Here is a 20,450-nt window from a genome sequence, read left to right as displayed (position 1 = left end):
CCCTCTCAGATCATCGCCCGCAGTGGGCCTTGCGGATCCACACCCAACGCGCTCAGGGCCGAGGCGTGATACACCGTCCCGGGCACGTGGATCGCGTGCGCCTGGCCGACGTGCACGTCACGCCAATAGCGTTGCAGCGGTTTGTCCATCCGGGCGGCGTTGCCGCCGCAGCGGGCGAAGATCTCGTCGACCGCCGACACCGCGCGCCACACGGCCCGCACCTGGGTGCGCCGCCCGGCGGCCCGGTCTTCGAAGCTCACTTCCTTGCCCGCGTCGACCAGGTCGTAGATGCGGTCGGCGTTGGCCAGCAGCTCTTGGCGGGCGGCGTTGATGTCGGCGGCGGCCTCGCCGATCGCGTACATCACGTAGGGGTCGTCCTTGATCGCCACGCCGCTGGAGTTCACCCGCTCCCGCTGGTAGTCGAGGGCGGCCGCGAGTGCGCCCTCGGCGATGCCGATGGTGGCCGAGCTGATGCCAAGCGGGAACATCGTCGACCACGGCATCAGATACAGCGTCTCGGTCATCCCGGCCTCGCGCTGAGCCGTGCCGTCCATCACCTTCATCGCGTCCATCGTCCGGTAGGACGGCACGAACGCGTCCTTGACGATGACGTCCTTGGACCCGGTTCCGCGCAGCCCCACGACGTCCCACGAGTCCTGGACGATCTCGTAGTCCTGACGCGGCAGGATCATGTGCAGCATCTGCGGCGGCATCAACGGCTTGCCGTCCGCGTCACCGAGCATCGCGCCCAAAAAGATCCAGTCGCAGTGGTCGGTACCCGAGCTGAACTGCCAGCGGCCGTTGAAGAGGTAGCCGCCCTCGACGGGCTTGGCCACCCCCTGCGGCGCGTACGGGGACGCGACCCAGGTGTCGACGTCATCGGCCCAGATCTCGGCGGCTACCTTCGGATCGGCATAGGCCAGCTGGTAGGGGTGCACGCCGACCACGCCGTTGATCCAGCCGGCCGAGGGATCGAGCGCGGCGGTGGCCATCACGGTCTCGGCGAACTCGCGGGGATGAACCTCCAAGCCACCGTGGGACTTCGGTTGCAACAGACGGATGTTGCCGGCCGCCTTCATCAGCTTGACCGTCTCGTCGGTGAGCTTGCCGATCTTCTCGGCCTCGGGGCCCTGGTTGCGCAGTTGGTCGGCGATCTCGTGCACGCGGTCGAGTACCCGCTCAGTCATCATTTGGTCCTATCGTCGAGGGCTGGCATTGATGGTGTACCGCGTCGAACCTCGTCGTGGCGGCGAATCCCGGTCAGTGGAAGCAGCTCAGAATTCGATGTGGAGGTCGTCGGAGACCGGTCTGGCCTGGCAACCGAGGATCACCCCATCGGCGAGATCGTCTGGCGCGAGAATGTCGCAGGTGGCCATGTCCACGTCACCGCGCAGCACCGTCGCCGCACACGACCCACACTGACCCTCCTTGCAGGAGTACGGCACGTCGACACCGGCGGCGACGAGCGCGTCGACCAGGGTCGCGTTCCGCGGCCACCGGAGCTGATGGATGCTGCCGTCCAGGTCGACCTGCAGGTCCGCGGCGTCGCCGTCGTCGGCAACGGCGGCTGCGTCGTCGACGACGACGAACGGATCCCCCGCCAGTGACTGGAACACTTCGAGATGGATTCGCTCCCTTGGCACCCCGGCCTCGGTGAGTGTCTCCTTCACCATCGTCATGAACGGGCCGGGGCCGCAGACGAACGACTCGAAGCCGGAGCCGGTGAACACTGTGTGGGCAAACCCGCTCAGCTGAGCGCGGGTGGGCAGGCCCTGGACCGACTCCAGCCAGTGCAGCACGGTCAACCGGCCGGCGTAGCGGGTGGCGAGCTCACGGAGTTCGGCGGCGAAGATCACCGAGCGTTCGTCTCGGTTGGCGTAACACAGCACGACGCGTCCGGTGCCGGCCGCCAACACCGATTTCAGAATCGACATCACCGGCGTGATGCCGCTGCCTGCCGCCCACAACAGGAAATCGGTGTCGAGTGTGGTGGGGGTGAAGACGCCGGACGGCGGCAGCACCTCGATGGTGTCGCCCACAGTGATGTTGTCGCACAACCAATTCGAGCCGTAGCCGTCGACGGTGCGCTTCACCGTGACCTTGGGGGCGGGGTCGGTGTGCGGTGAGCTGGCCAGCGAATAGCACCGCGCCACCGATCCGGTGGTATCGCTGGGCACCCGCAACGTCAAGAACTGCCCGGGCCGATAGGCGAACCGCTCGCGCTCGGAGTCAGGGATGGCGAATACCAACGAACGGGCATCGGGGCTCTCCTCGATCACATCGGCCACCGTCACCAGCACGCCCCGGCTCGTCGGGATGCTCGCATCGATCATGGGCCGACATTGTGGTGGAGGAACGACGGTCGCCAACCTGCCACTTCCAGTGGCCGGGACACCGGGGCTCGTCGTCCGGTGACCGGGAACCGTGGCGGCTGACGTCATGCCGGCCGCCTAGCGTACGCAGGGTGAGCACTGGATCGACGAGTGTCGTGGATGTCGTGGTGGTGGGCGCCGGGTTTGGCGGCCTGTACGCGTTGCACAAGTTCCGGTCGCAGGGACTGTCGGTGCGGGTATTCGAAGCGGCACCGGATGTGGGTGGCACCTGGTACTACAACCGCTACCCCGGTGCCCGGTGCGATGTTGAGAGTGTGGACTACTGCTACTCGTTTTCCGACGAGCTTCAACAAGAGTGGACGTGGACCGAGAAGTACGCCACGCAGGCCGAAATCTTGAAGTACATCAACTGGGTGGCCGACCGGCTCGATCTGCGCCGCGACATCACCTTCGACACCAGGGTGGCCGCTGCCGTACTTGACGAGAAGGCGTTGCGCTGGACGGTCACCACCGATACCGGTGAGACGGTCGACGCGCGGTTCGTGGTGATGGCCACCGGTCCGTTGTCGGCGGCCATGACTCCCGATTTTCCGGGACTCGACAGCTTCGGTGGCGAGGTGTACCACACCGCGCACTGGCCGCATGAGGGCGTCGACTTCACCGGTAAGCGGGTCGCGGTGATCGGCACCGGATCCTCTGGTATCCAGTCGATTCCGATCATCGCCGAGCAGGCCGAACGGCTTTACGTGTTCCAGCGGACGCCGAACTACAGCGTGCCGGCCGGCAACCGGCCGCTGACCGCCGACGAGGTTGCCGACATCAAGGCCAACTACCCCGAGCGGCGCCGGATGTCGTGGCGCAGCGGCGGCGGTTCCCCGCACGTGGCGCACCCGAAGCTGACCATGGAGGCCACCGCCGAAGAGCGCCAAGAGGCCTTCGAAAAGCGTTGGCAATTAGGCGGAGTGCTGTTCTCCAAGACCTTCACCGATCAGATGGTCTCCCTGGAAGCCAACGAAGAGGCCCGCAAGTTCTACGAAGACAAGATCCGCACGATCATCGAAGACCCGCAAGTTGCCGAACTGCTGATCCCCAACGACCATCCGATCGGCACCAAACGGATCTGCACCGACACCAACTACTTTCAGACGTTCAACCGGCCCAACGTCACCTTGGTGAGCGTCCGCAAGACCCCGATCGAGTCGATCGACGAATCGGGGATCAACACGACCGACGGCCACTACGCCATCGACGCATTGGTGCTGGCCACCGGCTTCGATGCGATGACCGGCACGCTGGCCAAGGTCGACATCGTGGGCCGTGGCGGGGAAAAGCTCGTCAACGACTGGGCAGACGGACCGCGCACCTACCTGGGCCTAGGCACCGACGGCTTCCCCAACCTGTTCCTGGTATCGGGTCCCGGCGCGCCCGCGGTACTGGCGAACATGGTGCTGCATGCCGAAGCTCATGTGAACTGGATCGCCGACGCCATCGCTTACCTCGACCAGAACGGCTACGCCGCAATCGAACCGACCGCCGACGCGGTGGACGGCTGGATTGCCGAGTGCGCGCAGCGAGCCGAGGCGACGCTGTTCACCAAGGCCAACTCCTGGTACATGGGCGCCAACGTGCCCGGCAAACCACGGGTTTTCATGCTGTTCATCGGCGGCTTCGGTGTCTACCTGGACATCTGCAACGAGGTGGCGGCAGCGGGATACAAGGGGTTTGAATTGTGCAAGACGCGGTAGGGCGGGGACTGCTGGACAAGGTCGTCGTGGTGACCGGCGCCGCGCGGGGCACCGGGCGCGTGCATTGCGAACGCTTCGCCGACGCCGGGGCCGATGTGATCGCGCTCGACCGCCCCGACGTCGCCGACGACCTACGTGAGACCGCGGATCGGGTGCAGCAGCGCGGCAGGCGCTGTGTCATCGGACTGGGCGATGTCAGCGACCTTGCCGCCATGACGGCCGGGGTCGATGCCGGCGTGAGGGCGCTGGGCCGGCTCGATGTGATCGTCGCCAACGCCGGCATCCACACCCCGGGCGGGCCGGCCTGGACCATCAGTGCCCAGGACTGGCAACGCACGCTCGATGTCAACCTGACCGGCGTCTGGCACACCGTCAAGGCGGGAGTTCCGCACCTCGGTCCCGACGGCGGCTCCATCGTGATCATCAGCTCCACCAACGGTTTACGTGGCACGGCGGGCGCCGCGCACTACACCGCCAGCAAGCACGCCGTCGTGGGGCTGGCTCGCACGCTCGCCAATGAACTGGGACCACGAGGTATCCGGGTCAACACCGTGCACCCCGGCGCGGTGGCCACACCGATGGTGCGCAATTCCGACACCTACAAACGGCTGCGCCCCGACCTGGACAACCCCACCGAAGCCGACGCCGTCGAGGTTCTCACCGCCCGCAATCTGCTGCCGGTGCCGTGGGTGGAACCAGTCGATGTGGCCAACGCCGCGGTGTTCCTGGCCTCCGAATACGCCCGTTACATCACCGGAACGCAACTCGTCGTCGATGCCGGCCTGACTCAGAAGACGACGTGACCGGCAGCGCCCAACGTTAGGAGTAACTATGACCGATCTGGCCAAGTACGGGCCGTGGGCCGTCATCGCCGGAGGATCCGAAGGTGTCGGTGCCGAATTCGCCCGTCAGCTCGCCGAATCAGGATTCAACCTGGTGCTCATCGCTCGCAAACCGGGGCCGCTGGAAGAGACCGCGCAGCGCTGTCGCGCAGTCGGTTCCGAGGTGTGGACCATTTCCGTGGACCTGCTCGACCCGCAGTCGGTGACTCAGATCGCCGGAATCACCGCCGATCTCGACGTCGGGCTGCTGATCTACAACGCCGGGGCCAGCACCTGTAATGAGTTGTTCCTGGACGCGGACCTCGGCGAGTTTCAGAAGGTGACCGACCTCAACGTCACCCGGATGCTGGAGATGGTGCAGCACTACGGCAGGTCGATGGTCGACCGCGGGCGGGGCGGCATCATGATCGTCGGCTCGCTCTCGGGCTACATGGGCGCTTGGCGGCATTCCATTTACGCCGGGGCCAAGGCGTTTTCCCGGATGTTCGCCGAAAGCCTGTGGCTGGAACTGCGAGAGCGCAACGTCGACGTGCTCGAGTTGGTCCTGGGCGTGACCCGGACACCGGCGATGGAGCGGGTCGGTCTGAACTTCGATGCGCCCGGGATCCGCGTCGGCGAGCCGGCCGAGGTGGCCGCGGAGGGCCTGGCCCACCTGGCTGACGGCCCGGTATGGGTGGCCGGTGGTAACGCCGATCAGGCGGAGACCAACAGTGCTCCGGACCGGTCCCGGGTGGTGTCGGAAACCCATCAGGCGATCATGGCCTTGATGCCCGGAGCGCATTGACCGTGCGGCTGGGTCTGTCGACGCCGATTGTGGTGCAGGTCCCCGGCATGGCCTCGCCCTGGGAGGCCGAGGCGGGAATCGAGGATCTGGCCCGGATTGCCTCAGCGGCAGATGATCTCGGATTTGATCATCTGACCTGCTCTGAGCACGTGGCGGTGCCGTCGGCGGAGGCGGCTGTCCGAGGGGCGGTCTACTGGGATCCGGTGGCGACCCTGGGATTCCTGGCGGCGCGGACCCGACGGATCCGCCTGGCCACCTCGGTGTTGGTGCTGGGCTACCATCACCCGCTGGAAATCGCCAAACGTTACGGCACCCTGGACCGGGTCAGTGCCGGACGCCTGGTGCTCGGTGTCGGAATTGGTTCTCTCAAAGAGGAATTCGATCTTCTCGGGGCTGCGTGGGAACAACGGGCGGCACGAGCTGACGATGCACTTCGTGCACTGCGCACCTCGTTGTCGACTGCGACACCGAGCTATCACGGGCCGTTCTACGACTACCAGGGCATGACGGTGCTGCCATCTGCCGAGCAAGATCGGGTGCCGATCTGGGTCGGTGGGCGCAGCGCCGCGTCGTTGCACCGGGCGGTCGAACTGGCCGATGGTTGGATGCCGTTCGGGTTGCCCGCGGGATCGATACGGGAGTTGCTGGCCGAGGTCGAGCCGCCACCAGGTTTCGACGTGGTGCTCTCGGCTACCGTGGATCCCGGGTCTGATCCGGAGGCCACCCGAGAGCGGCTGACAACACTGCGTGACGCCGGGGCCACCGCGATCACCTGCGCGGTGCGGGCCGACAACGGGGATCACTATTGCGAGCAACTCGCCCGGTTACGTGAGATAGAGGAGCGCCACCTATGACCATCGAGCAGCAGATACTCACCCGCCTGCGGCGTCTCGAAGATGAGCTGGCCATCACGAAACTCTTGGCTTCCTACGGCCCGTCGGTCGATGCCGCTAATGCCGACAACGCGGCTGCGCTGTGGTCCGTCGACGGCACCTACGACGTCGAGGACTGGCAGATGACCGGCCGGCGCGGCGTACACGAGATGGTCAGCTCGGCGAGCCATCAGAACCTGGTGGCCCAGGGCTGTTGTCACTTTCTGGGGCCGGCCGTGGTGACGGTCGACGGCGACACTGCGGTCGCAGTGTGCGAATCGCTGGTGCTGGTGCGTGACGATGCGGGTTATCGGGTGTGGCGCGCCACCGCCAACCACTTTGCGCTGGAACGCGTTGACGGGCGATGGCAGATCACCACCCGCACCAGCCGATTGCTTAACGGGGATCCGTACGCACATACGCTGTTGAACCGCGGACTGGCCGGGGAACCCGTGCCCGGACGCGACTGAGAGGCGCGCATGTCCGCCACCGACTGCCCACTCGTGTTCTTTTCATTCGTCTCACTCGAAGGCGGCGACGCTGAAGACCACCGCCGATACAACGAATGGCATCAACTCGACCACCGCCCGGAAAACCTCGCGCTACCCGGAATCGCTTGGGGCGACCGGTGGAGCCGTCCGGTCAGGTGCCGTGCGGCCTCTACGTCCGAGCCCGCCCACGCCGACACCGACTACGTCGCGATGTACTGGTTTCGTTCTCCGGTCGAGGAATCGGTGCGCGAATGGGAACAATTGGGCGCCGACTCCGTCCAGTGGGGCCGTGGTCCCGCGATCCCCGGGGTGCGCCGCACAGTGTTGGCGTTCTTCCGCCCGGTCAAGGGTTATGCAGCCGCCTCCGCGTTGGTCTCGCCCGCCGTCATCCCATATCGGCCCAACCGCGGACTGCACCTGACGATGACCCGCTTCGCCGAACCGTTGGGCGAAGCTGCCCACCAGCATCACCAATGGGAGGACCGGGTCGCGATTCCCGCCTTGCTGGATCTCGACGGAGTGGCCGGCGCCTGGACATTTGCGCTGGACCGCCACCAGCGGAATGGCCTGGGGTTGCGGTCGTTGGAGGCTGCGGATTCGCCCGGTGGTCTGCGTATTCGGTTGCTCTACCTCGACGAAGAACCCATTCGCGTTTCCGAGCGGATCGCCGAGCGGTTGGCTCAGACCCCGTCGCCGACAGCGACTGGCGAACTCGTCATCGACACACCGTTGAACACAATTATCCCCTGGCAAGATTGGTGACCATGGGCACATATGTGGTGACAGGTTCCGCGTCTGGAATGGGGCGTGCGGCGGCGCAGCGACTGATCGCCGACGGACATCGGGTGATCGGTGTCGACCTGCGTGAGGCCGACGTGATCGCGGATCTTTCGACACCGCAGGGTCGTTCGGATGGCGCGGCGGCGGTGCTCGCGTTGGCCGACGGCCGGCTCGACGGCGCAGTCCTGGCGGCCGGCGTCGGTCCGTTACCCGGGCGCGACAACGTCAAACTGATCCTCTCGGTCAACTACTTCGGGGTCGTCGACCTACTGCGGGCCTGGCAGCCGGCTTTCGCCGCGAGCGGCAACGCGAAAGTGGTCGTCGTCGGAAGCAACTCGAGCACCACGATGCCGATGGTGCCCAATGTTGCGGTGCGGGCACTCTTGCGCGATGACCTGGACCGGGCCAACCGCGTGTTGCGGCGGTTTTTCGCTGCCGCCCCGTCGCTCGCTTACGGTGCCTCCAAGATCGCCGTCTCCCGTTGGGTCCGGCGTACCGCCGTGACGAAGTCCTGGGCGGGGTCGGGTATCAGGCTCAACGCGATCGCCCCCGGCGCCATCATGACGCCGCTGCTCGAAAAGCAACTGGCCTCACCGCGCGAAGCGAAGGCAGTGCAGTCCTTCCCGGTGCCGATCGGAGGTTTCGGGAACCCGGAGCATCTCGCCGAGTGGATGGTCTTCATGCTCTCCGACGCCGCTGACTTCCTCTGCGGAAGTGTGGTATTCGTCGACGGTGGATCGGACGCCTACTTCCGCTCCGATGCCTGGCCCCGCCGGGTACCGACGCGCGGGCTGGCCAGGTACCTGCTGCGGTTTCTGAAACGCCCCTAGGGCAGCTGCCTCACCGATTCAGGAACCCGGTGACCACCGATTCGAAGGCCTCCTTGGCCTCGATCATCGCCCAGTGTCCGCAATTGGGGAACACGTGGAGCTCCGCGTTGGGAATGGTGCGCATCGGGATCAGCGACATGTCCAGTGGGCTGACGCGGTCGTCGCGTCCCCAGGTCAACAGCGTCGGCGCGGCCACCTTGTGCATCCGTGCCCAGGGCATCGGTAGGTCGGACGCGGCCATCGCCGCCATCATGGCCGTGAAGGCCGCCTTGCCGTACATCCGCCGTGCGGCGGCCAGCGTCTCCGGGTCGGTGGCCAGCGTCCAGCGCTCTTCGATGAGCTCGTCGGTGACCAGGGACTGGTCGTAGACCATGGAACGCAGCCAGTCGACGAGGCGCTGCCGGGTCGGATCCTCGGTGAACTCCTGCAGCAGGCGGATGCCCTCGCTGGGCCCGGGGGAGAAGATCGTGGTACCGATGCCGCCGATCGTCACGAGCCGGCCCACGCGGTCTGGGGCGGTGATGGCGGTGTTGATGCCGACGCCGCCGCCCATCGAGTTGCCGACGATATCCACGCGGTCGACACCGAGGGCGTCGAGGAACGGAACCACCGTGCCCTGGGCGGTGACCATCGGATGGCCACCCCAGTCATCCGATACGCCGAAGCCGGGGAACTCCAGGATCAGACACCGGAAGCGTTCGGCGAACGTCGGCAGCACGCCACGGAAATTGCGCCAGCCGGTCACCCCCGGGCCTGAGCCGTGCAGGAACAGCACGACCGGTCCGTCGCCGACGTCGTAGTACCGCAAACTGCCTGCGCTGGTGTTGATCTCACGTAGTGCAGCTGCAGAATTCGACACGGATTGTCCTTCGTCTCGCGGAGTCATCGCTGTCCACCTTCACATGCCGGCGCGCAGTCGGCAACGACGTGTTCCGCTGACCGGTGAACACCGCCGATCCCTGGTCCCGGCTTCGATCTCCCGTTGGGCGGGACAGCCCATGGCAGGCCCGGTGACGGACTGCGATTGTTCCCCAGACGTGTGGTCCGCGTCATACCCGGCGTCATACCCGGTGTCATACCCAACCTCGACCGGCCCCGCGCAGAACGGAGAATCCCTATGCCACAGCGACAGCTCGCCGTCCCACTTGAGGGGGTGGGTGGGTTGTTCGCCATGTCGGTCGACGCGGTGAAGTTCGTGGTGCGCGGGCCATTTCAGTGGCGCGAATTCCTCGACCAATCCTGGTTCGTGGCGCGGGTGGCCATGGCGCCGACGCTGCTGGTGGCGATCCCGTTCACCGTCCTGGTGTCGTTCACCTTGAACATCCTGTTGCGGGAGTTGGGGGCGGCAGACCTCTCCGGGGCCGGCGCGGCCTTCGGCGCGGTGACCCAGGTGGGGCCGATGGTGACCGTGCTCATCGTGGCCGGTGCCGGCGCCACGGCGATGTGCGCCGACCTGGGCTCGCGCACCGTGCGCGAAGAGATCGACGCCATGGAGGTACTGGGCATCAACCCGGTGCAACGGCTGGTCACTCCCCGGATGCTGGCCTCCGGTCTGGTGGCCTTGCTGCTCAACAGCGTCGTCGTGATCATCGGAATCCTTGGGGGATACCTGTTTTCCGTGTTCGTCCAAGACGTCAACCCGGGCGCGTTCGCGGCGGGCATCACCCTGCTCACCGGCATTCCCGAGGTCGTCATCTCCTGCGTCAAGGCCGCGTTGTTCGGCCTGATCGCCGGCCTGGTCGCCTGCTACCGCGGCCTGACCGTGTCCGGCGGCGGCGCCAAGGCGGTGGGCAACGCGGTGAACGAAACCGTGGTCTACGCGTTCATGGCGCTGTTCGTGGTCAACGTGGTGGTCACCGCCATCGGTATCCAGATGACGACCCGATGACGGCGTCCGCGGCGGCACTCCAGTCGGCCTACCCGCGCCTGTCCCGGGCCGTGCGGCGGCCCGTCGACGTCGTGAGCGGGATCGGGGACCACGTCCTGTTCTACGGTCGGGCCCTGGCCGGCATGCCCTACGCGGTCGCGCACTACCGCAAGGAAGTCATCCGGCTGATCGCCGAAATCAGCATGGGCGCAGGCACACTCGCGATGATCGGCGGAACCGTCGTGATCGTCGGGTTCCTGACCCTGGCCACCGGTGGTGTGCTGGCGATCCAGGGCTACAGCTCGCTGGGCAACATCGGCATCGAAGCGCTCACCGGCTTTCTGGCGGCCTTCATCAACGTCCGCATCTCGGCGCCCATCGTCGCGGGCATCGGCCTGGCCGCCACCTTCGGCGCCGGCGTCACCGCCCAGCTCGGCGCGATGCGGATCAACGAAGAGATCGACGCGGTGGAATCCATGGCCATCCGCTCGGTCGAATACCTGGTGAGCACGCGCATCGCCGCGGGCATGCTCGCCATCACCCCGCTGTACTCGATCGCGGTGATCCTGTCCTTCCTGGCGTCGCAGTTCACCACGGTGGTGCTGCTCGGACAGTCGGGTGGGCTCTACGGCCACTACTTCAGCACGTTCCTCAACCCGATCGACCTGCTGTGGTCGTTCCTGCAGGCCCTGCTGATGGCGTTGGCGATCCTGCTGGTCCACACCTACTACGGGTTCTTCGCCACCGGTGGTCCGGCCGGCGTGGGCGTGGCGGTCGGCAACGCGGTGCGCACGTCGCTGATCGTCGTCGTGTCCATCACGCTACTGATCTCACTGGCCGTGTACGGGTCCAACGGCAACTTCAACCTTTCCGGCTAGCGAAGGCAACCGATGTCGCGTGACGCTAAACGTCTTCTGAGCGGGCTGACCACGCTCCTGGTGATCGCCGCGCTGATCACCGGCGCCATCGTGCTGTTTCGCGGCGGCGTCGCACCCACTGCCTCGGTGACGGTGATCTCGCCGCGCGCGGGACTGGTGATGAACCCCGACGCCAAGGTCAAACTGCACGGTGCGCAAGTGGGCAAGGTCGTCGCCATCGATACCCTGCCCGACGGGCAAGCCGCGCTTCGCCTGGCCATGAATCTCGATGCACTCCAATTGATTCCGGCCAACACGGGCGTCGAGATCGCCTCCAGTACGGTGTTCGGTGCCAAGTTCGTGGCGCTCGTCCCGCCGCCGGAGCCGTCGCCGGAAACGATGTATGCCGGCCAGGTTCTCGATGCCGGCCATACCACTGTCGAAATCAACACGGTGTTCGAGCAATTGGTGTCGGTGCTGTCGCAGATCCAACCGGAAAAGCTCAACGAAACCCTTGGCGCGATGGCCCAGGCCTTCGACGGCCGAGGGGACAAGCTCGGTCAGACCCTGGTCGATCTCGACGCCATGCTGGCCAAGATCGCGCCCAGCCTGCCGACGCTTCGACACGAGATGTCCGTCGCGCCACAGGTGATCGGCGCCTATGCCGACGCCGCACCGGATCTGACGGACACGATGCGCAACGCGACGCAGCTCGGTGACACCGTCGTCGACCGCCAGGCCGACCTGGATTCCTTGCTGCTCAGCACAATCGGGCTGGCCGACATCGGCACCGAGGTGGTGGCCACCAACAGCGACGCGGTGACTCAGACGATGAACCTGCTGGTGCCGACCACGAACCTGCTCAACCAGTACCACCCGGCACTAACCTGTGGGCTCAAAGGCATGGAGCCGCTGGCCATGGGGCCCCCGCAGCCGCTGCCCGGCGTCATGTTGCTCGACTCGTTTCTGCTGGGCACCGAGCGCTATCGCTACCCGGGCAACCTGCCGAAGGTCGCGGCCAAAGGCGGGCCGCAGTGCCAGGGCCTACCGGAGGTCGGTTTCCAGCAGCGGCCGCCGTTCGTGGTCACCGATATCGACGCGGACCCGGCACAGTACGGAAATCAGGGGATTCTGTTGAACTCCGACGCGCTCAAGCAAGCGCTGTACGGAACGCTCGACGGTCCGCCGCGCAACACCCCCCAGATAGGACAACCGGGATGACGCGCAGCTACGGGACGGCGATCAAGTTCGGCGTGTTCGGCGTGGTGATGCTGTTGTTGACCGCGGCGTTGTTCGCGATCATGGGCCAGTACCGCACCGGCGCGGTGAACGGTTACTCGGCCGTGTTCGCCGACGCGTCCAGCCTGAAGGCCGGCGATTCGGTGCGCGTGGCCGGTATTCGCGTCGGCACCGTCAATGACGTTGTGCTGCAACCCGACAACACGGTGCTGGTGCACTTCGACTCCGACCGCGAGGTGGTGCTGACCACCGCCACGAAGGTGGCGGTGCGCTACCTCGACCTGGTCGGCAACCGGTATCTGGAGCTGCTCGACAGCCCCGGATCGACGAAGATCCAGCCGGCGGGATCCCAGATCCCCCTGGCCCGCACCGAGCCGGCATTGGACCTCGACCTGTTGCTCGGCGGCCTCAAGCCCGTCATCCAGGGGCTCAACGCACAGAACGTCAACGCCCTGACGAACTCGCTGATCCAGATCCTCCAGGGTCAGGGTGGCACCGTGGAATCACTGTTGTCCCATACGACCACGTTCACCCAGGCGCTCGCCGACAACGGGCAGACCGTGCAGCAACTGATCGACAACCTGAAAACCGTGATGGCCACGGTGGCCAAGGACGGTGACCGCTTTTCCGGCGCCGTGGAAAAGCTTCAACAGCTCGTCACCGGTCTGGCGCAGGAGCGCGATCCCATTGGAGAGGCCATCACCGCCCTGGACAACGGCACCGCCTCCCTGACGGATCTGATGACCCAAGCCCGGCCGCCCCTGTCGGGCACCGTCGACCAACTCACCCGCCTGGCGCCGCTGCTGTCCAACGAAGACGACATGGCTCGTTTGGATCTCGCGCTGCAGAAGGCGCCGGCCAACTACCGCAAGCTCGTGCGGTTGGGAGCCTACGGCAGCTTCATCAACCAGTACCTGTGCGGCATGAACGTCCGGGTCACCGATCTGCAGGGCCGCACCGCGTACTTCCCGTGGATCATGCAGAACACCGGACGCTGTGGAGAGCCCTGATGCTGAAATACCGTGGATCACATCTCATCCGCAGCGGGCTCATCGGCATCGTGCTGATCACGCTGATCATCGCCGTGGGGTTGCAGCCGCAAGCGCTGTGGTCGTGGGCCACCTCGATCAAATACCACGCCTTGTTCACCGAGGCGGGCGGGCTGACCGAGGGCAATGACGTCAAGGTCTCCGGCGTCACCAAAGGCATCGTCACCGACGTCGCCCTGAGCCACGGCAAGGCACTGGTGACCTTCACCCTCGACAGCACGGTACGTCTGGGATCGGAGACCACCGCGCACATCCGGACCGGAACCATGCTGGGCGCCCGGATGCTCACCGTGGAACCGGCCGGCACCGGAGCCCTGCGTGCTTCGGACACGATCCCGGTCACCCGCACGTCGTCGCCGTACTCGTTGACCAATGCGGTCGGTGACTTCACGACCAACACCGAAGGAACCGACACCGCGGCGCTCACCCAATCGCTGGATACGTTGTCGGACACCATCGATCGCATGGCGCCACAGCTGGGGCCGACGTTCGACGGCCTGACCAGGTTGTCGGAAATGCTGAACGACCGAAACGACTCCCTGGCAAACCTGCTCAAGAGCGCCGCCGACGTGACCGGCATCCTTTCCAAGCGCAGCGAGCAGGTCAACGCACTGCTGCTGGACGCGAACGCGTTGACCGGGGTGCTCGATCAGCGCCGGTACGCCATCGTCAACTTGCTGGCCAACACCTCGGCGTTGGCTCAGCAGATCAACGGGCTCGTCCACGACAACGAGGAAGAACTGGCGCCCACCCTGGAGCAACTCAACGCGGTGACTGCGATGCTGGAGAAGAACCGGGATAAAATCGCCAAGGCTCTGTCCGGTCTGGCGAAATACCAAGTCACCCAGGGTGAATCGGTGAACAACGGCTGGTACTACAACGCCTTCGTCGGCAACCTGCTGCCGTCGCAGACCCTGCAGCCCTTCCTCGACTACGCGTTCGGCTTCCGGCGCGGCACCAATGCCGGACTGCCGCCCGACAACGCCGGCCCGCGTGCCGAGTTCCCCTGGCCCCGCAACGGCATTCCGGGAGGAAGTCGATGATCACCCGTCACCGTGCGCGCATCAGTCGCGGCGCCCTGGTCCTGCTCGTCGCCCTGGCGTTGGCCGGCACCGCGGTGGTGGTGCGGCACACCGTCATGGCGCCCACCACGATCACCGCGTACTTCACGTCGGCCACCGCGATCTACCCGGGCGACGAAGTGCGGGTGGCCGGCGTCAAGGTCGGCTCCATCACGAGCATCGAGCCGGCCGGCGCGCAGGCACGGTTCACCCTCGCCATCGATCGGGGGGTGAAGATCCCGGCCGATGCCAAGGCGATCGTCATGGCCCAGAACCTGGTTGCCGCGCGCTACGTGCAACTGACGCCGGCCTACGAAGACGTCGGGCCGACCATGGCCGACGGTGCCCAGATCGGCGTCGAGCGCACCGCCGTGCCGGTCGAGTGGGACCAGGTCAAAGACCAGCTGATGCGGCTGGCGACCGATCTGGGGCCGCTCCACGGGGAATCGGCCACCTCGCTGAGCCGCTTCGTCGACAGCGCGGCGGCCGCCATGGACGGCAACGGCGAGAAACTGCACCAGGCGATCAACCAATTGTCCAGTGTGGGGCGTGTTCTCGCCCACGGTAGCGGCGACATCGTCGACATCATCAAGAACCTGCAGATTTTCGTCACCGCGCTGCGGGACAGCAACACCCAGATCGTCCAGTTCCAGGACCGGCTCGCCAGCGTCACCAGCGTCGTCGACGGCAGCCGTTCCGATCTCGACGGTGCCCTGACGAACCTGGCGTCCGCGGTCGGCAACGTGCAGCGATTCATCGCCGGCAGCCGGGACCAGACTGCCGAACAACTCGAGCGGTTGACCAACGTCACCCAGAACCTGGTGGACAACCAGACCCAGCTGAAGAACGTCCTGCACGTCGCACCCAACGCGATTGCCAACGGCTACAACATCTACAACCCCGACAGCGGGACGGCGGTCGGTGCCTTCGCGTTGTCCAACTTCGCCGATCCGGTTGCGGTGGTGTGCTCGGCGATCGCGGCGGTCAAGAACGCCACTGCGGCAGAAACCTCCAAACTGTGTGCGCAGTACCTCGGCCCGGCCCTGTCATTGATCAACTTCAATTACCTACCGATGCCGTTCAACGCTTATCTACGTAAGGCGCCCAGCCCGCACAACCTGGTGTACACCGATCCCGCTCTCGCCCCCGGCGGAGCGGGCGGACAGCCCGTACCGCCGGAACAGCCACCGGCCGTATCGGCCTACACCGGCGCCGGTGACGTCGCGCCGCCGGCTGGATGGGGTGCGCCGCCCGGCCCGCCCGGGGCCTATGCACCGGACGGATTGCCGGCGTCCCCGGCACCCGCCTTGTTCCCCGGTGCACCGATACCGCCGGGCACGCCGCCCGCGGCGCCGGCTGAACCACCAAAAACGCTGCACGACATGCTGCTTCCCGCCGAAGCCGGCCCCGCTGCGGCACCGCCGGACCAAGGAGGCACGCCATGACGGCTCGGTTGACCCGGGTGGCGGCCGCCTGCTCGGCGATGATGATGACGGTGAGCGGCTGCGCATTCCACGGGCTGAACTCACTGCCGCTACCCGGCACGGTCGGGCGTGGGTCCGATGCGGCGGTGTATCACGTGGAGCTGGCCAATATCGGGACGCTGGAATCGAATTCGCCCGTGATGATCAGCGACGTCATCGTGGGCAGTGTGTCCGGCATGAAAGTCGACGGCTGGCACGCCGACGTGGAGATCTCGGTGAAACCCGACGTCGTCGTGCCCGCCAACGCTGTTGCGACGGTGGGGCAGACCAGCCTGCTGGGCTCCATGCACATCGCCCTCGACCCGCCGCTGGGACAATCTCCGTCCGGCCGGCTGGCTCCGGGTGCGACGCTCGAACTCGACCGCACGGCAACGTATCCGTCGACCGAACAGACACTGTCGTCACTGGCGGTACTCGTCAACGGCGGCGGTCTCGGCAAGATCGGTGACCTGGTGACCGAGTTCAACGCCGCGCTCGATGGCCGCCAGGTACAGATCCGAGATCTGCTCACCCGCCTCGACGATATCGTCGGCCTGTTCGCCGACCAGCGCGACGACATCAACGCCACCATCACGGAGCTGAACCAGCTCAGTGGCACGCTGGCCGGACAGCAGGAGGTGGTTACTGCTGCGCTGCAACGGATCCCGCCGGCACTGGACGTGCTGCTCAAGGAACGCCCTCGCATCACCACCGCGCTGGAAAAGTTCGGCCGGTTCAGCGACACCGCCACCACACTCATCAACGCGACCCGCGACGACGTCGTCACCAACCTGCGCAACCTCGAACCGACGGTGCGCGCACTGGCTGACGTCGGGCCGAATCTGGGCACGGTACTGGCATTTGCCCCGGCCTACCCTTATCCACAGAACTTCATCGACCGGGCAATCCGTGGTGACTACCTCAACGAGTTCATCACCTTCGACTTCACCGTTCCGCGACTGAAGCGGGGACTGTTCCTCGGAACCCGATGGGGCCAGGAGGGGCTGCCGCTGACGCCGGCACCCGGAGATCCCTGGTTCGCCAACTACACGAAAGACCCGATCAACATGCCGCTGACACCGCCGCCGGCAGCAGTGGCCACGATGCCGCCGCTGATCGACCCGGCCCCGGCGGACGATCAACCGGCCGCGCCGACCGAAGGTGGCAACTGATGCTCACCCGCTTCATCCGTGTGCAATTGGTGATCTTCGCGGTAGCTGCCGTCATCGGCATGGCTGCGATGGGCATCGTCTACCTGCAGGCTCCGACCCTGCTGGGCATCGGGCGCATGACGGTGACGCTGCAACTGCAGGGCACCGGAGGGCTCTACCAGTTCTCCAACGTGACGTACCGCGGCGTCCAGATCGGCAAGGTCACCGAGGTGAAACCGACGCGGGAGGGCGCCGAAGCCACCCTGTCACTGAACACCTCTCCCAAGATCCCGGCAGACCTGCACGCCGCGGTGCTGAGCGTCTCGGCGGTGGGAGAGCAGTACGTCGACCTGCAACCGCGCAACGAATCGGGGCCGTACCTGCATGACGGGTCGGTGATCCCGGTGGCCAACACCTCGATCCCCCAAGCGGTGGGGCCGATGCTCGATCAGGTCAGCTCGCTGATCGGAAGCATCCCCAAAGACAAGATCAGTCCACTACTGGACGAAACCTTCAAGGCCTTCAACGGGTCCGGGTACGATATCGGGTCCTTGCTGGACTCCTCCTCGCAACTGATCGCCGATGCGAACGCCGCCGCTGATCAGTCCCGTGCGCTGATCGATGACAGCGCACCGCTTCTCGACGGCCAGGCCGAGTCGATCGATGCGATCCGGACCTGGGCGCGCAGCGTCGCCGGCATCAGCCGCCAACTCGTCGACGACGACGCACACGTGCACACTCTGCTCAAGGATGGACCGGGAGCGGCCGACGAAGCCTCTCGACTGTTCAATCAAGTCAAACCGACGCTGCCGTTGCTGCTGGCCAACCTGACCAGCCTGGGGCAGATCGGCGTGACCTACCATCCCGCGCTGGAACAACTGCTGGTGTTGCTGCCTCCCTCTATCGCGTCGACCCAGTCCTACGGTGTGCCGAAGAACAACCCGACCGGTATGTCGTTGGGTGACTTCACCCTCAACATCGGCGACCCGCCGGCGTGCACCGTCGGATTCCTGCCGCCCTCGGAATGGCGGTCGCCGGAGGACACCAGCGATATCGACACCCCCGACGGCTTGTACTGCAAACTGCCGCAGGATTCGCCGATCGGTGTCCGCGGGGCACGCAACTATCCGTGCATGGGCAAGCCCGGCAAGCGGGCACCCACGGTCGAAATCTGCGAAAGTGACCAGCCCTACCAGCCTTTGGCAATGCGCCAGCACGCGCTCGGCCCGTACCCGATCGACCCCAACCTGCTGGCGCAAGGAATCGCTCCGGATGCCCGGGTGGATCACGACGCGACGATCCACGGACCGGTGGAGGGCACCCCGCCGCCCGCCGACGCTCCCATGGTGCCCCCGCCGCCTGCCGGTGCACCCGCGGTGGCTCCTAGTGCGTTCGGTCCCAACGGATCTGGCGGGCCGTCGGTGGCGATCGCCACCTACGACCCGAGCACGGGCCGGTATGCGACGCCGGACGGGGCGGTGTATCGCCAGAGCAACCTGGTGCCGCACGCGGGCGATCAGACCTGGAAGGACCTGTTCCCGACCTGATCTGCAGGCCGGGGGTCAGCCGGTCTTCACCAACTTGAACGGCATCGTGATGAAAAGTACGTTGCTGCTTCCACAACTGCCGCTGACCCCGGTGGTCGAATCTTCGCCGAGCAATGTCGTCGAGGTGGGATCGCTTGCCGTGGCGTCCTTGTTGGAGGGGAAGAAGCGGTACACCTGCAAACCCGGGCCGGCCGTGCCGTCGGGGCACGGCTGCCAGTTGTCCACCGTCTTCTTGACGAACCAGACACCGCTCTTCATGTAGATCGGTGCGCTCCATCCCCAGTCACTGTTGACAGTGCCGGTGCACTCGGTGGGATAGCTGCACGTCGTGGAGATCGTCCAGGTGCTGCGGATGCTGGCCTCATCGTGGAAGACGTCGTTGGTCTTCGCCCACTCGCCGTTGGAGGTGGCGACATAGGTGCCGTTGAGGCCCCACTTGGGCGACGCGTCCGCAACCGGGCTGTGCACGCAGCCGAGCACCGCAGCGCTGAGCACTCCCGCCCCAGTGAATGCCGTCGACATCCGCATGACCACTCCTCTGCATGCCGGCCCGCGGCAGTCGCCGCGGCAGCCTTCACTGTCCAACGTCTGCCGATTTGTGACGGCCACCCTCCCGCCCAGTGGGCATTGTGATGGCACGCGGATTTCGCCGTGCCACAGTGTCGTCCGTGCGGATAGCGGTGGCGGCTTCGATTGGACTGCTCGTTGCGGGATTGGCCGCTGCGCCCCCGGCAAACGCCACACCGGTCGAGTGCAACGATCCCTCTTGCGTACCCGGCATCGTCGGTGGAGTGGTGCTCGGCGCAGCTTGCGCGAACACGACACACTTCGTGTTCGGCACCACCTCGTGGGGGCGGCTCGTCTTTTGCGGATCACCGCGCCGCTACGAACCGCGCTGGTTCCGGTCCCCGCCGTTGAAGGGCATCCGTGAGGAGAACACGCCATGCGGCGGGTCCGTGAACAACGTTGCGCAGGCGCCAGACGGACTGTTCCTGAGCTGTGTGGTGACCGATGGGGCGAGCAGGTGGGTCCGCGGTGATGTCTGATGTCGTGCGTCGTGTGATGGGCGCGTTGGTCGTCGTCGGTGCCGTGGTTCTCCCGGTCACGCAGGCGCGCGCGGACGACGGGCCACTGCACCGGGTGACATACACGGTCAGCGTCGAACAGGCGACGCCGGTCAGCATCTACTTCCGCGAGGCCGACCCACCGAACTGGGCGGATTACAGCCACAACCCCTATGAATTCAGCCCCAAAGACGATCTCACGCTCGAACCTGACAAGCCCTGGATTCGTGAAACCATGCTCGCCGATCCGATGCAGTGGGCCATGGTCACCGTGACCACGGCGGGGCTGTCTCCGCAACCTGTGCAGACTCTGCGATGTGAACTGGCTGTCGATGGAATCGTGGTCGACCGGGCTGCGGGGCCCAAGGGCGCGTTGTGTTCGCTGCGCCATTGGTGAATTGCGCTGGTGACCGCTGGGCGGGACAGCGGCATCGATGTGGACTCCACCGGCATTAGCGTGCGGGGCAATCCCATC

21 protein-coding genes are annotated in these 20,450 nt (G+C 66.0%); 17 read left to right on the top strand and 4 right to left on the bottom strand.

Going from position 1 to position 20,450, the window contains the following annotated elements:
• Positions 1 to 5 precede the first annotated feature (5 nt).
• Positions 6 to 1,187: an acyl-CoA dehydrogenase family protein gene (locus A5699_RS12095; protein ID WP_067769547.1), complete on the bottom strand. Its 1,182-nt coding sequence runs from the start codon at positions 1,185 to 1,187 to the stop codon at positions 6 to 8.
• A gap of 87 nt (positions 1,188 to 1,274) precedes the next feature.
• Entirely contained in the window at positions 1,275 to 2,333 is a 1,059-nt protein-coding gene (locus A5699_RS12090; protein ID WP_067769518.1) for a ferredoxin--NADP reductase, read from the bottom strand.
• Positions 2,334 to 2,464: 131 nt separating this feature from the next.
• Between A5699_RS12090 and A5699_RS12085 the strand changes: the two genes are divergently transcribed.
• Genes A5699_RS12085 through A5699_RS12055 form a run of 7 tightly spaced genes read left to right on the top strand, consistent with a single transcriptional unit; the run spans position 2,465 to position 8,677 of the window.
• Entirely contained in the window at positions 2,465 to 4,078 is a 1,614-nt protein-coding gene (locus A5699_RS12085) for an NAD(P)/FAD-dependent oxidoreductase (protein WP_067769517.1), read from the top strand.
• A complete protein-coding gene (locus A5699_RS12080) occupies positions 4,063 to 4,881 on the top strand; it encodes a mycofactocin-coupled SDR family oxidoreductase (RefSeq protein ID WP_067769516.1) in 819 nt (272 codons plus the stop codon). Before A5699_RS12085 ends, A5699_RS12080 begins: the two co-directional genes overlap by 16 nt.
• 28 nt (positions 4,882 to 4,909) lie before the next feature.
• On the top strand, positions 4,910 to 5,704 hold the full coding sequence (locus A5699_RS12075) for an SDR family oxidoreductase (protein WP_067769514.1): 795 nt from the start codon (positions 4,910 to 4,912) through the stop codon (positions 5,702 to 5,704).
• A gap of 2 nt (positions 5,705 to 5,706) precedes the next feature.
• A complete protein-coding gene (locus A5699_RS12070) occupies positions 5,707 to 6,558 on the top strand; it encodes a TIGR03619 family F420-dependent LLM class oxidoreductase (protein WP_067769512.1) in 852 nt (283 codons plus the stop codon).
• Positions 6,555 to 7,046 carry a nuclear transport factor 2 family protein gene (locus A5699_RS12065; RefSeq protein ID WP_067769510.1) on the top strand — a complete coding sequence of 164 codons (492 nt, stop codon included), beginning with the start codon at positions 6,555 to 6,557 and terminating at the stop codon, positions 7,044 to 7,046. The genes A5699_RS12070 and A5699_RS12065 overlap by 4 nt, the downstream gene beginning before the upstream one ends.
• Before the next feature lie 9 nt (positions 7,047 to 7,055).
• Entirely contained in the window at positions 7,056 to 7,829 is a 774-nt protein-coding gene (locus A5699_RS12060) for a hypothetical protein (RefSeq protein WP_067769509.1), read from the top strand.
• Between the two features lie 2 nt (positions 7,830 to 7,831).
• A complete protein-coding gene (locus A5699_RS12055) occupies positions 7,832 to 8,677 on the top strand; it encodes an SDR family oxidoreductase (RefSeq protein ID WP_067769507.1) in 846 nt (281 codons plus the stop codon).
• A 10-nt stretch (positions 8,678 to 8,687) separates the two neighbouring features.
• Here A5699_RS12055 and A5699_RS12050 read toward each other — a convergent pair whose 3' ends face one another.
• Positions 8,688 to 9,536 carry an alpha/beta fold hydrolase gene (locus A5699_RS12050; protein ID WP_369806692.1) on the bottom strand — a complete coding sequence of 283 codons (849 nt, stop codon included), beginning with the start codon at positions 9,534 to 9,536 and terminating at the stop codon, positions 8,688 to 8,690.
• Positions 9,537 to 9,794: 258 nt separating this feature from the next.
• On the opposite strand from A5699_RS12050, the gene A5699_RS12045 reads away from it, so the two are divergent.
• The 8 genes from A5699_RS12045 to A5699_RS12010 are packed head-to-tail and all read left to right on the top strand — an operon-like array spanning position 9,795 to position 18,911.
• Positions 9,795 to 10,565: an ABC transporter permease gene (locus A5699_RS12045; protein ID WP_067769494.1), complete on the top strand. Its 771-nt coding sequence runs from the start codon at positions 9,795 to 9,797 to the stop codon at positions 10,563 to 10,565.
• The gene (locus tag A5699_RS12040) at positions 10,562 to 11,422 is read left to right on the top strand and encodes an ABC transporter permease (protein ID WP_067769492.1); all 861 of its coding nucleotides are present in this window, start codon (positions 10,562 to 10,564) and stop codon (positions 11,420 to 11,422) included. Before A5699_RS12045 ends, A5699_RS12040 begins: the two co-directional genes overlap by 4 nt.
• Positions 11,423 to 11,434: 12 nt before the next feature.
• Positions 11,435 to 12,622 carry an MCE family protein gene (locus A5699_RS12035; protein ID WP_067769490.1) on the top strand — a complete coding sequence of 396 codons (1,188 nt, stop codon included), beginning with the start codon at positions 11,435 to 11,437 and terminating at the stop codon, positions 12,620 to 12,622.
• Positions 12,619 to 13,650: an MCE family protein gene (locus tag A5699_RS12030; RefSeq protein WP_067769488.1), complete on the top strand. Its 1,032-nt coding sequence runs from the start codon at positions 12,619 to 12,621 to the stop codon at positions 13,648 to 13,650. Before A5699_RS12035 ends, A5699_RS12030 begins: the two co-directional genes overlap by 4 nt.
• On the top strand, positions 13,650 to 14,732 hold the full coding sequence (locus A5699_RS12025; protein ID WP_067769486.1) for an MCE family protein: 1,083 nt from the start codon (positions 13,650 to 13,652) through the stop codon (positions 14,730 to 14,732). The genes A5699_RS12030 and A5699_RS12025 overlap by 1 nt, the downstream gene beginning before the upstream one ends.
• The gene (locus tag A5699_RS12020) at positions 14,729 to 16,195 is read left to right on the top strand and encodes an MCE family protein (protein ID WP_067769484.1); all 1,467 of its coding nucleotides are present in this window, start codon (positions 14,729 to 14,731) and stop codon (positions 16,193 to 16,195) included. Before A5699_RS12025 ends, A5699_RS12020 begins: the two co-directional genes overlap by 4 nt.
• Positions 16,192 to 17,385 (top strand): MCE family protein, encoded by a 1,194-nt coding sequence (locus A5699_RS12015; protein ID WP_067769482.1) that lies wholly within the window; start codon positions 16,192 to 16,194, stop codon positions 17,383 to 17,385. Before A5699_RS12020 ends, A5699_RS12015 begins: the two co-directional genes overlap by 4 nt.
• The gene (locus tag A5699_RS12010) at positions 17,385 to 18,911 is read left to right on the top strand and encodes an MCE family protein (protein WP_067769480.1); all 1,527 of its coding nucleotides are present in this window, start codon (positions 17,385 to 17,387) and stop codon (positions 18,909 to 18,911) included. Before A5699_RS12015 ends, A5699_RS12010 begins: the two co-directional genes overlap by 1 nt.
• A 15-nt stretch (positions 18,912 to 18,926) precedes the next feature.
• On the opposite strand, the gene A5699_RS12005 is transcribed toward A5699_RS12010, so the two are convergent.
• Positions 18,927 to 19,439 carry a hypothetical protein gene (locus A5699_RS12005; RefSeq protein WP_067769478.1) on the bottom strand — a complete coding sequence of 171 codons (513 nt, stop codon included), beginning with the start codon at positions 19,437 to 19,439 and terminating at the stop codon, positions 18,927 to 18,929.
• Between the two features lie 104 nt (positions 19,440 to 19,543).
• Between A5699_RS12005 and A5699_RS29900 the strand changes: the two genes are divergently transcribed.
• Both A5699_RS29900 and A5699_RS12000 read left to right on the top strand, forming a co-directional pair.
• Positions 19,544 to 19,957 (top strand): hypothetical protein, encoded by a 414-nt coding sequence (locus A5699_RS29900; protein WP_231965692.1) that lies wholly within the window; start codon positions 19,544 to 19,546, stop codon positions 19,955 to 19,957.
• Positions 19,950 to 20,372: a hypothetical protein gene (locus A5699_RS12000; protein ID WP_067769476.1), complete on the top strand. Its 423-nt coding sequence runs from the start codon at positions 19,950 to 19,952 to the stop codon at positions 20,370 to 20,372. The genes A5699_RS29900 and A5699_RS12000 overlap by 8 nt, the downstream gene beginning before the upstream one ends.
• Positions 20,373 to 20,450: the final 78 nt, after the last annotated feature.

This window comes from Mycobacterium sp. E802 (assembly GCF_001666875.1).
GTDB lineage: Bacteria > Actinomycetota > Actinomycetes > Mycobacteriales > Mycobacteriaceae > Mycobacterium.
Note: the sequence above shows the minus strand (reverse complement) of the source record. Positions and strands in the feature narration are given on the sequence as shown.

Coding starts and splice junctions, on each gene's coding strand:
- A5699_RS12095 (WP_067769547.1), bottom strand. CDS start 1,187: ATGACTGAGCGGGTACTCGACCGCGTGCACGAGATCGCCGACCAACTG.
- A5699_RS12090 (WP_067769518.1), bottom strand. CDS start 2,333: ATGATCGATGCGAGCATCCCGACGAGCCGGGGCGTGCTGGTGACGGTG.
- A5699_RS12075 (WP_067769514.1), top strand. CDS start 4,910: ATGACCGATCTGGCCAAGTACGGGCCGTGGGCCGTCATCGCCGGAGGA.
- A5699_RS12065 (WP_067769510.1), top strand. CDS start 6,555: ATGACCATCGAGCAGCAGATACTCACCCGCCTGCGGCGTCTCGAAGAT.
- A5699_RS12060 (WP_067769509.1), top strand. CDS start 7,056: ATGTCCGCCACCGACTGCCCACTCGTGTTCTTTTCATTCGTCTCACTC.
- A5699_RS12055 (WP_067769507.1), top strand. CDS start 7,832: ATGGGCACATATGTGGTGACAGGTTCCGCGTCTGGAATGGGGCGTGCG.
- A5699_RS12045 (WP_067769494.1), top strand. CDS start 9,795: ATGCCACAGCGACAGCTCGCCGTCCCACTTGAGGGGGTGGGTGGGTTG.
- A5699_RS12040 (WP_067769492.1), top strand. CDS start 10,562: ATGACGGCGTCCGCGGCGGCACTCCAGTCGGCCTACCCGCGCCTGTCC.
- A5699_RS12035 (WP_067769490.1), top strand. CDS start 11,435: ATGTCGCGTGACGCTAAACGTCTTCTGAGCGGGCTGACCACGCTCCTG.
- A5699_RS12030 (WP_067769488.1), top strand. CDS start 12,619: ATGACGCGCAGCTACGGGACGGCGATCAAGTTCGGCGTGTTCGGCGTG.
- A5699_RS12025 (WP_067769486.1), top strand. CDS start 13,650: ATGCTGAAATACCGTGGATCACATCTCATCCGCAGCGGGCTCATCGGC.
- A5699_RS12020 (WP_067769484.1), top strand. CDS start 14,729: ATGATCACCCGTCACCGTGCGCGCATCAGTCGCGGCGCCCTGGTCCTG.
- A5699_RS12015 (WP_067769482.1), top strand. CDS start 16,192: ATGACGGCTCGGTTGACCCGGGTGGCGGCCGCCTGCTCGGCGATGATG.
- A5699_RS12010 (WP_067769480.1), top strand. CDS start 17,385: ATGCTCACCCGCTTCATCCGTGTGCAATTGGTGATCTTCGCGGTAGCT.
- A5699_RS12005 (WP_067769478.1), bottom strand. CDS start 19,439: ATGCGGATGTCGACGGCATTCACTGGGGCGGGAGTGCTCAGCGCTGCG.
- A5699_RS29900 (WP_231965692.1), top strand. CDS start 19,544: ATGGCACGCGGATTTCGCCGTGCCACAGTGTCGTCCGTGCGGATAGCG.
- A5699_RS12000 (WP_067769476.1), top strand. CDS start 19,950: ATGTCTGATGTCGTGCGTCGTGTGATGGGCGCGTTGGTCGTCGTCGGT.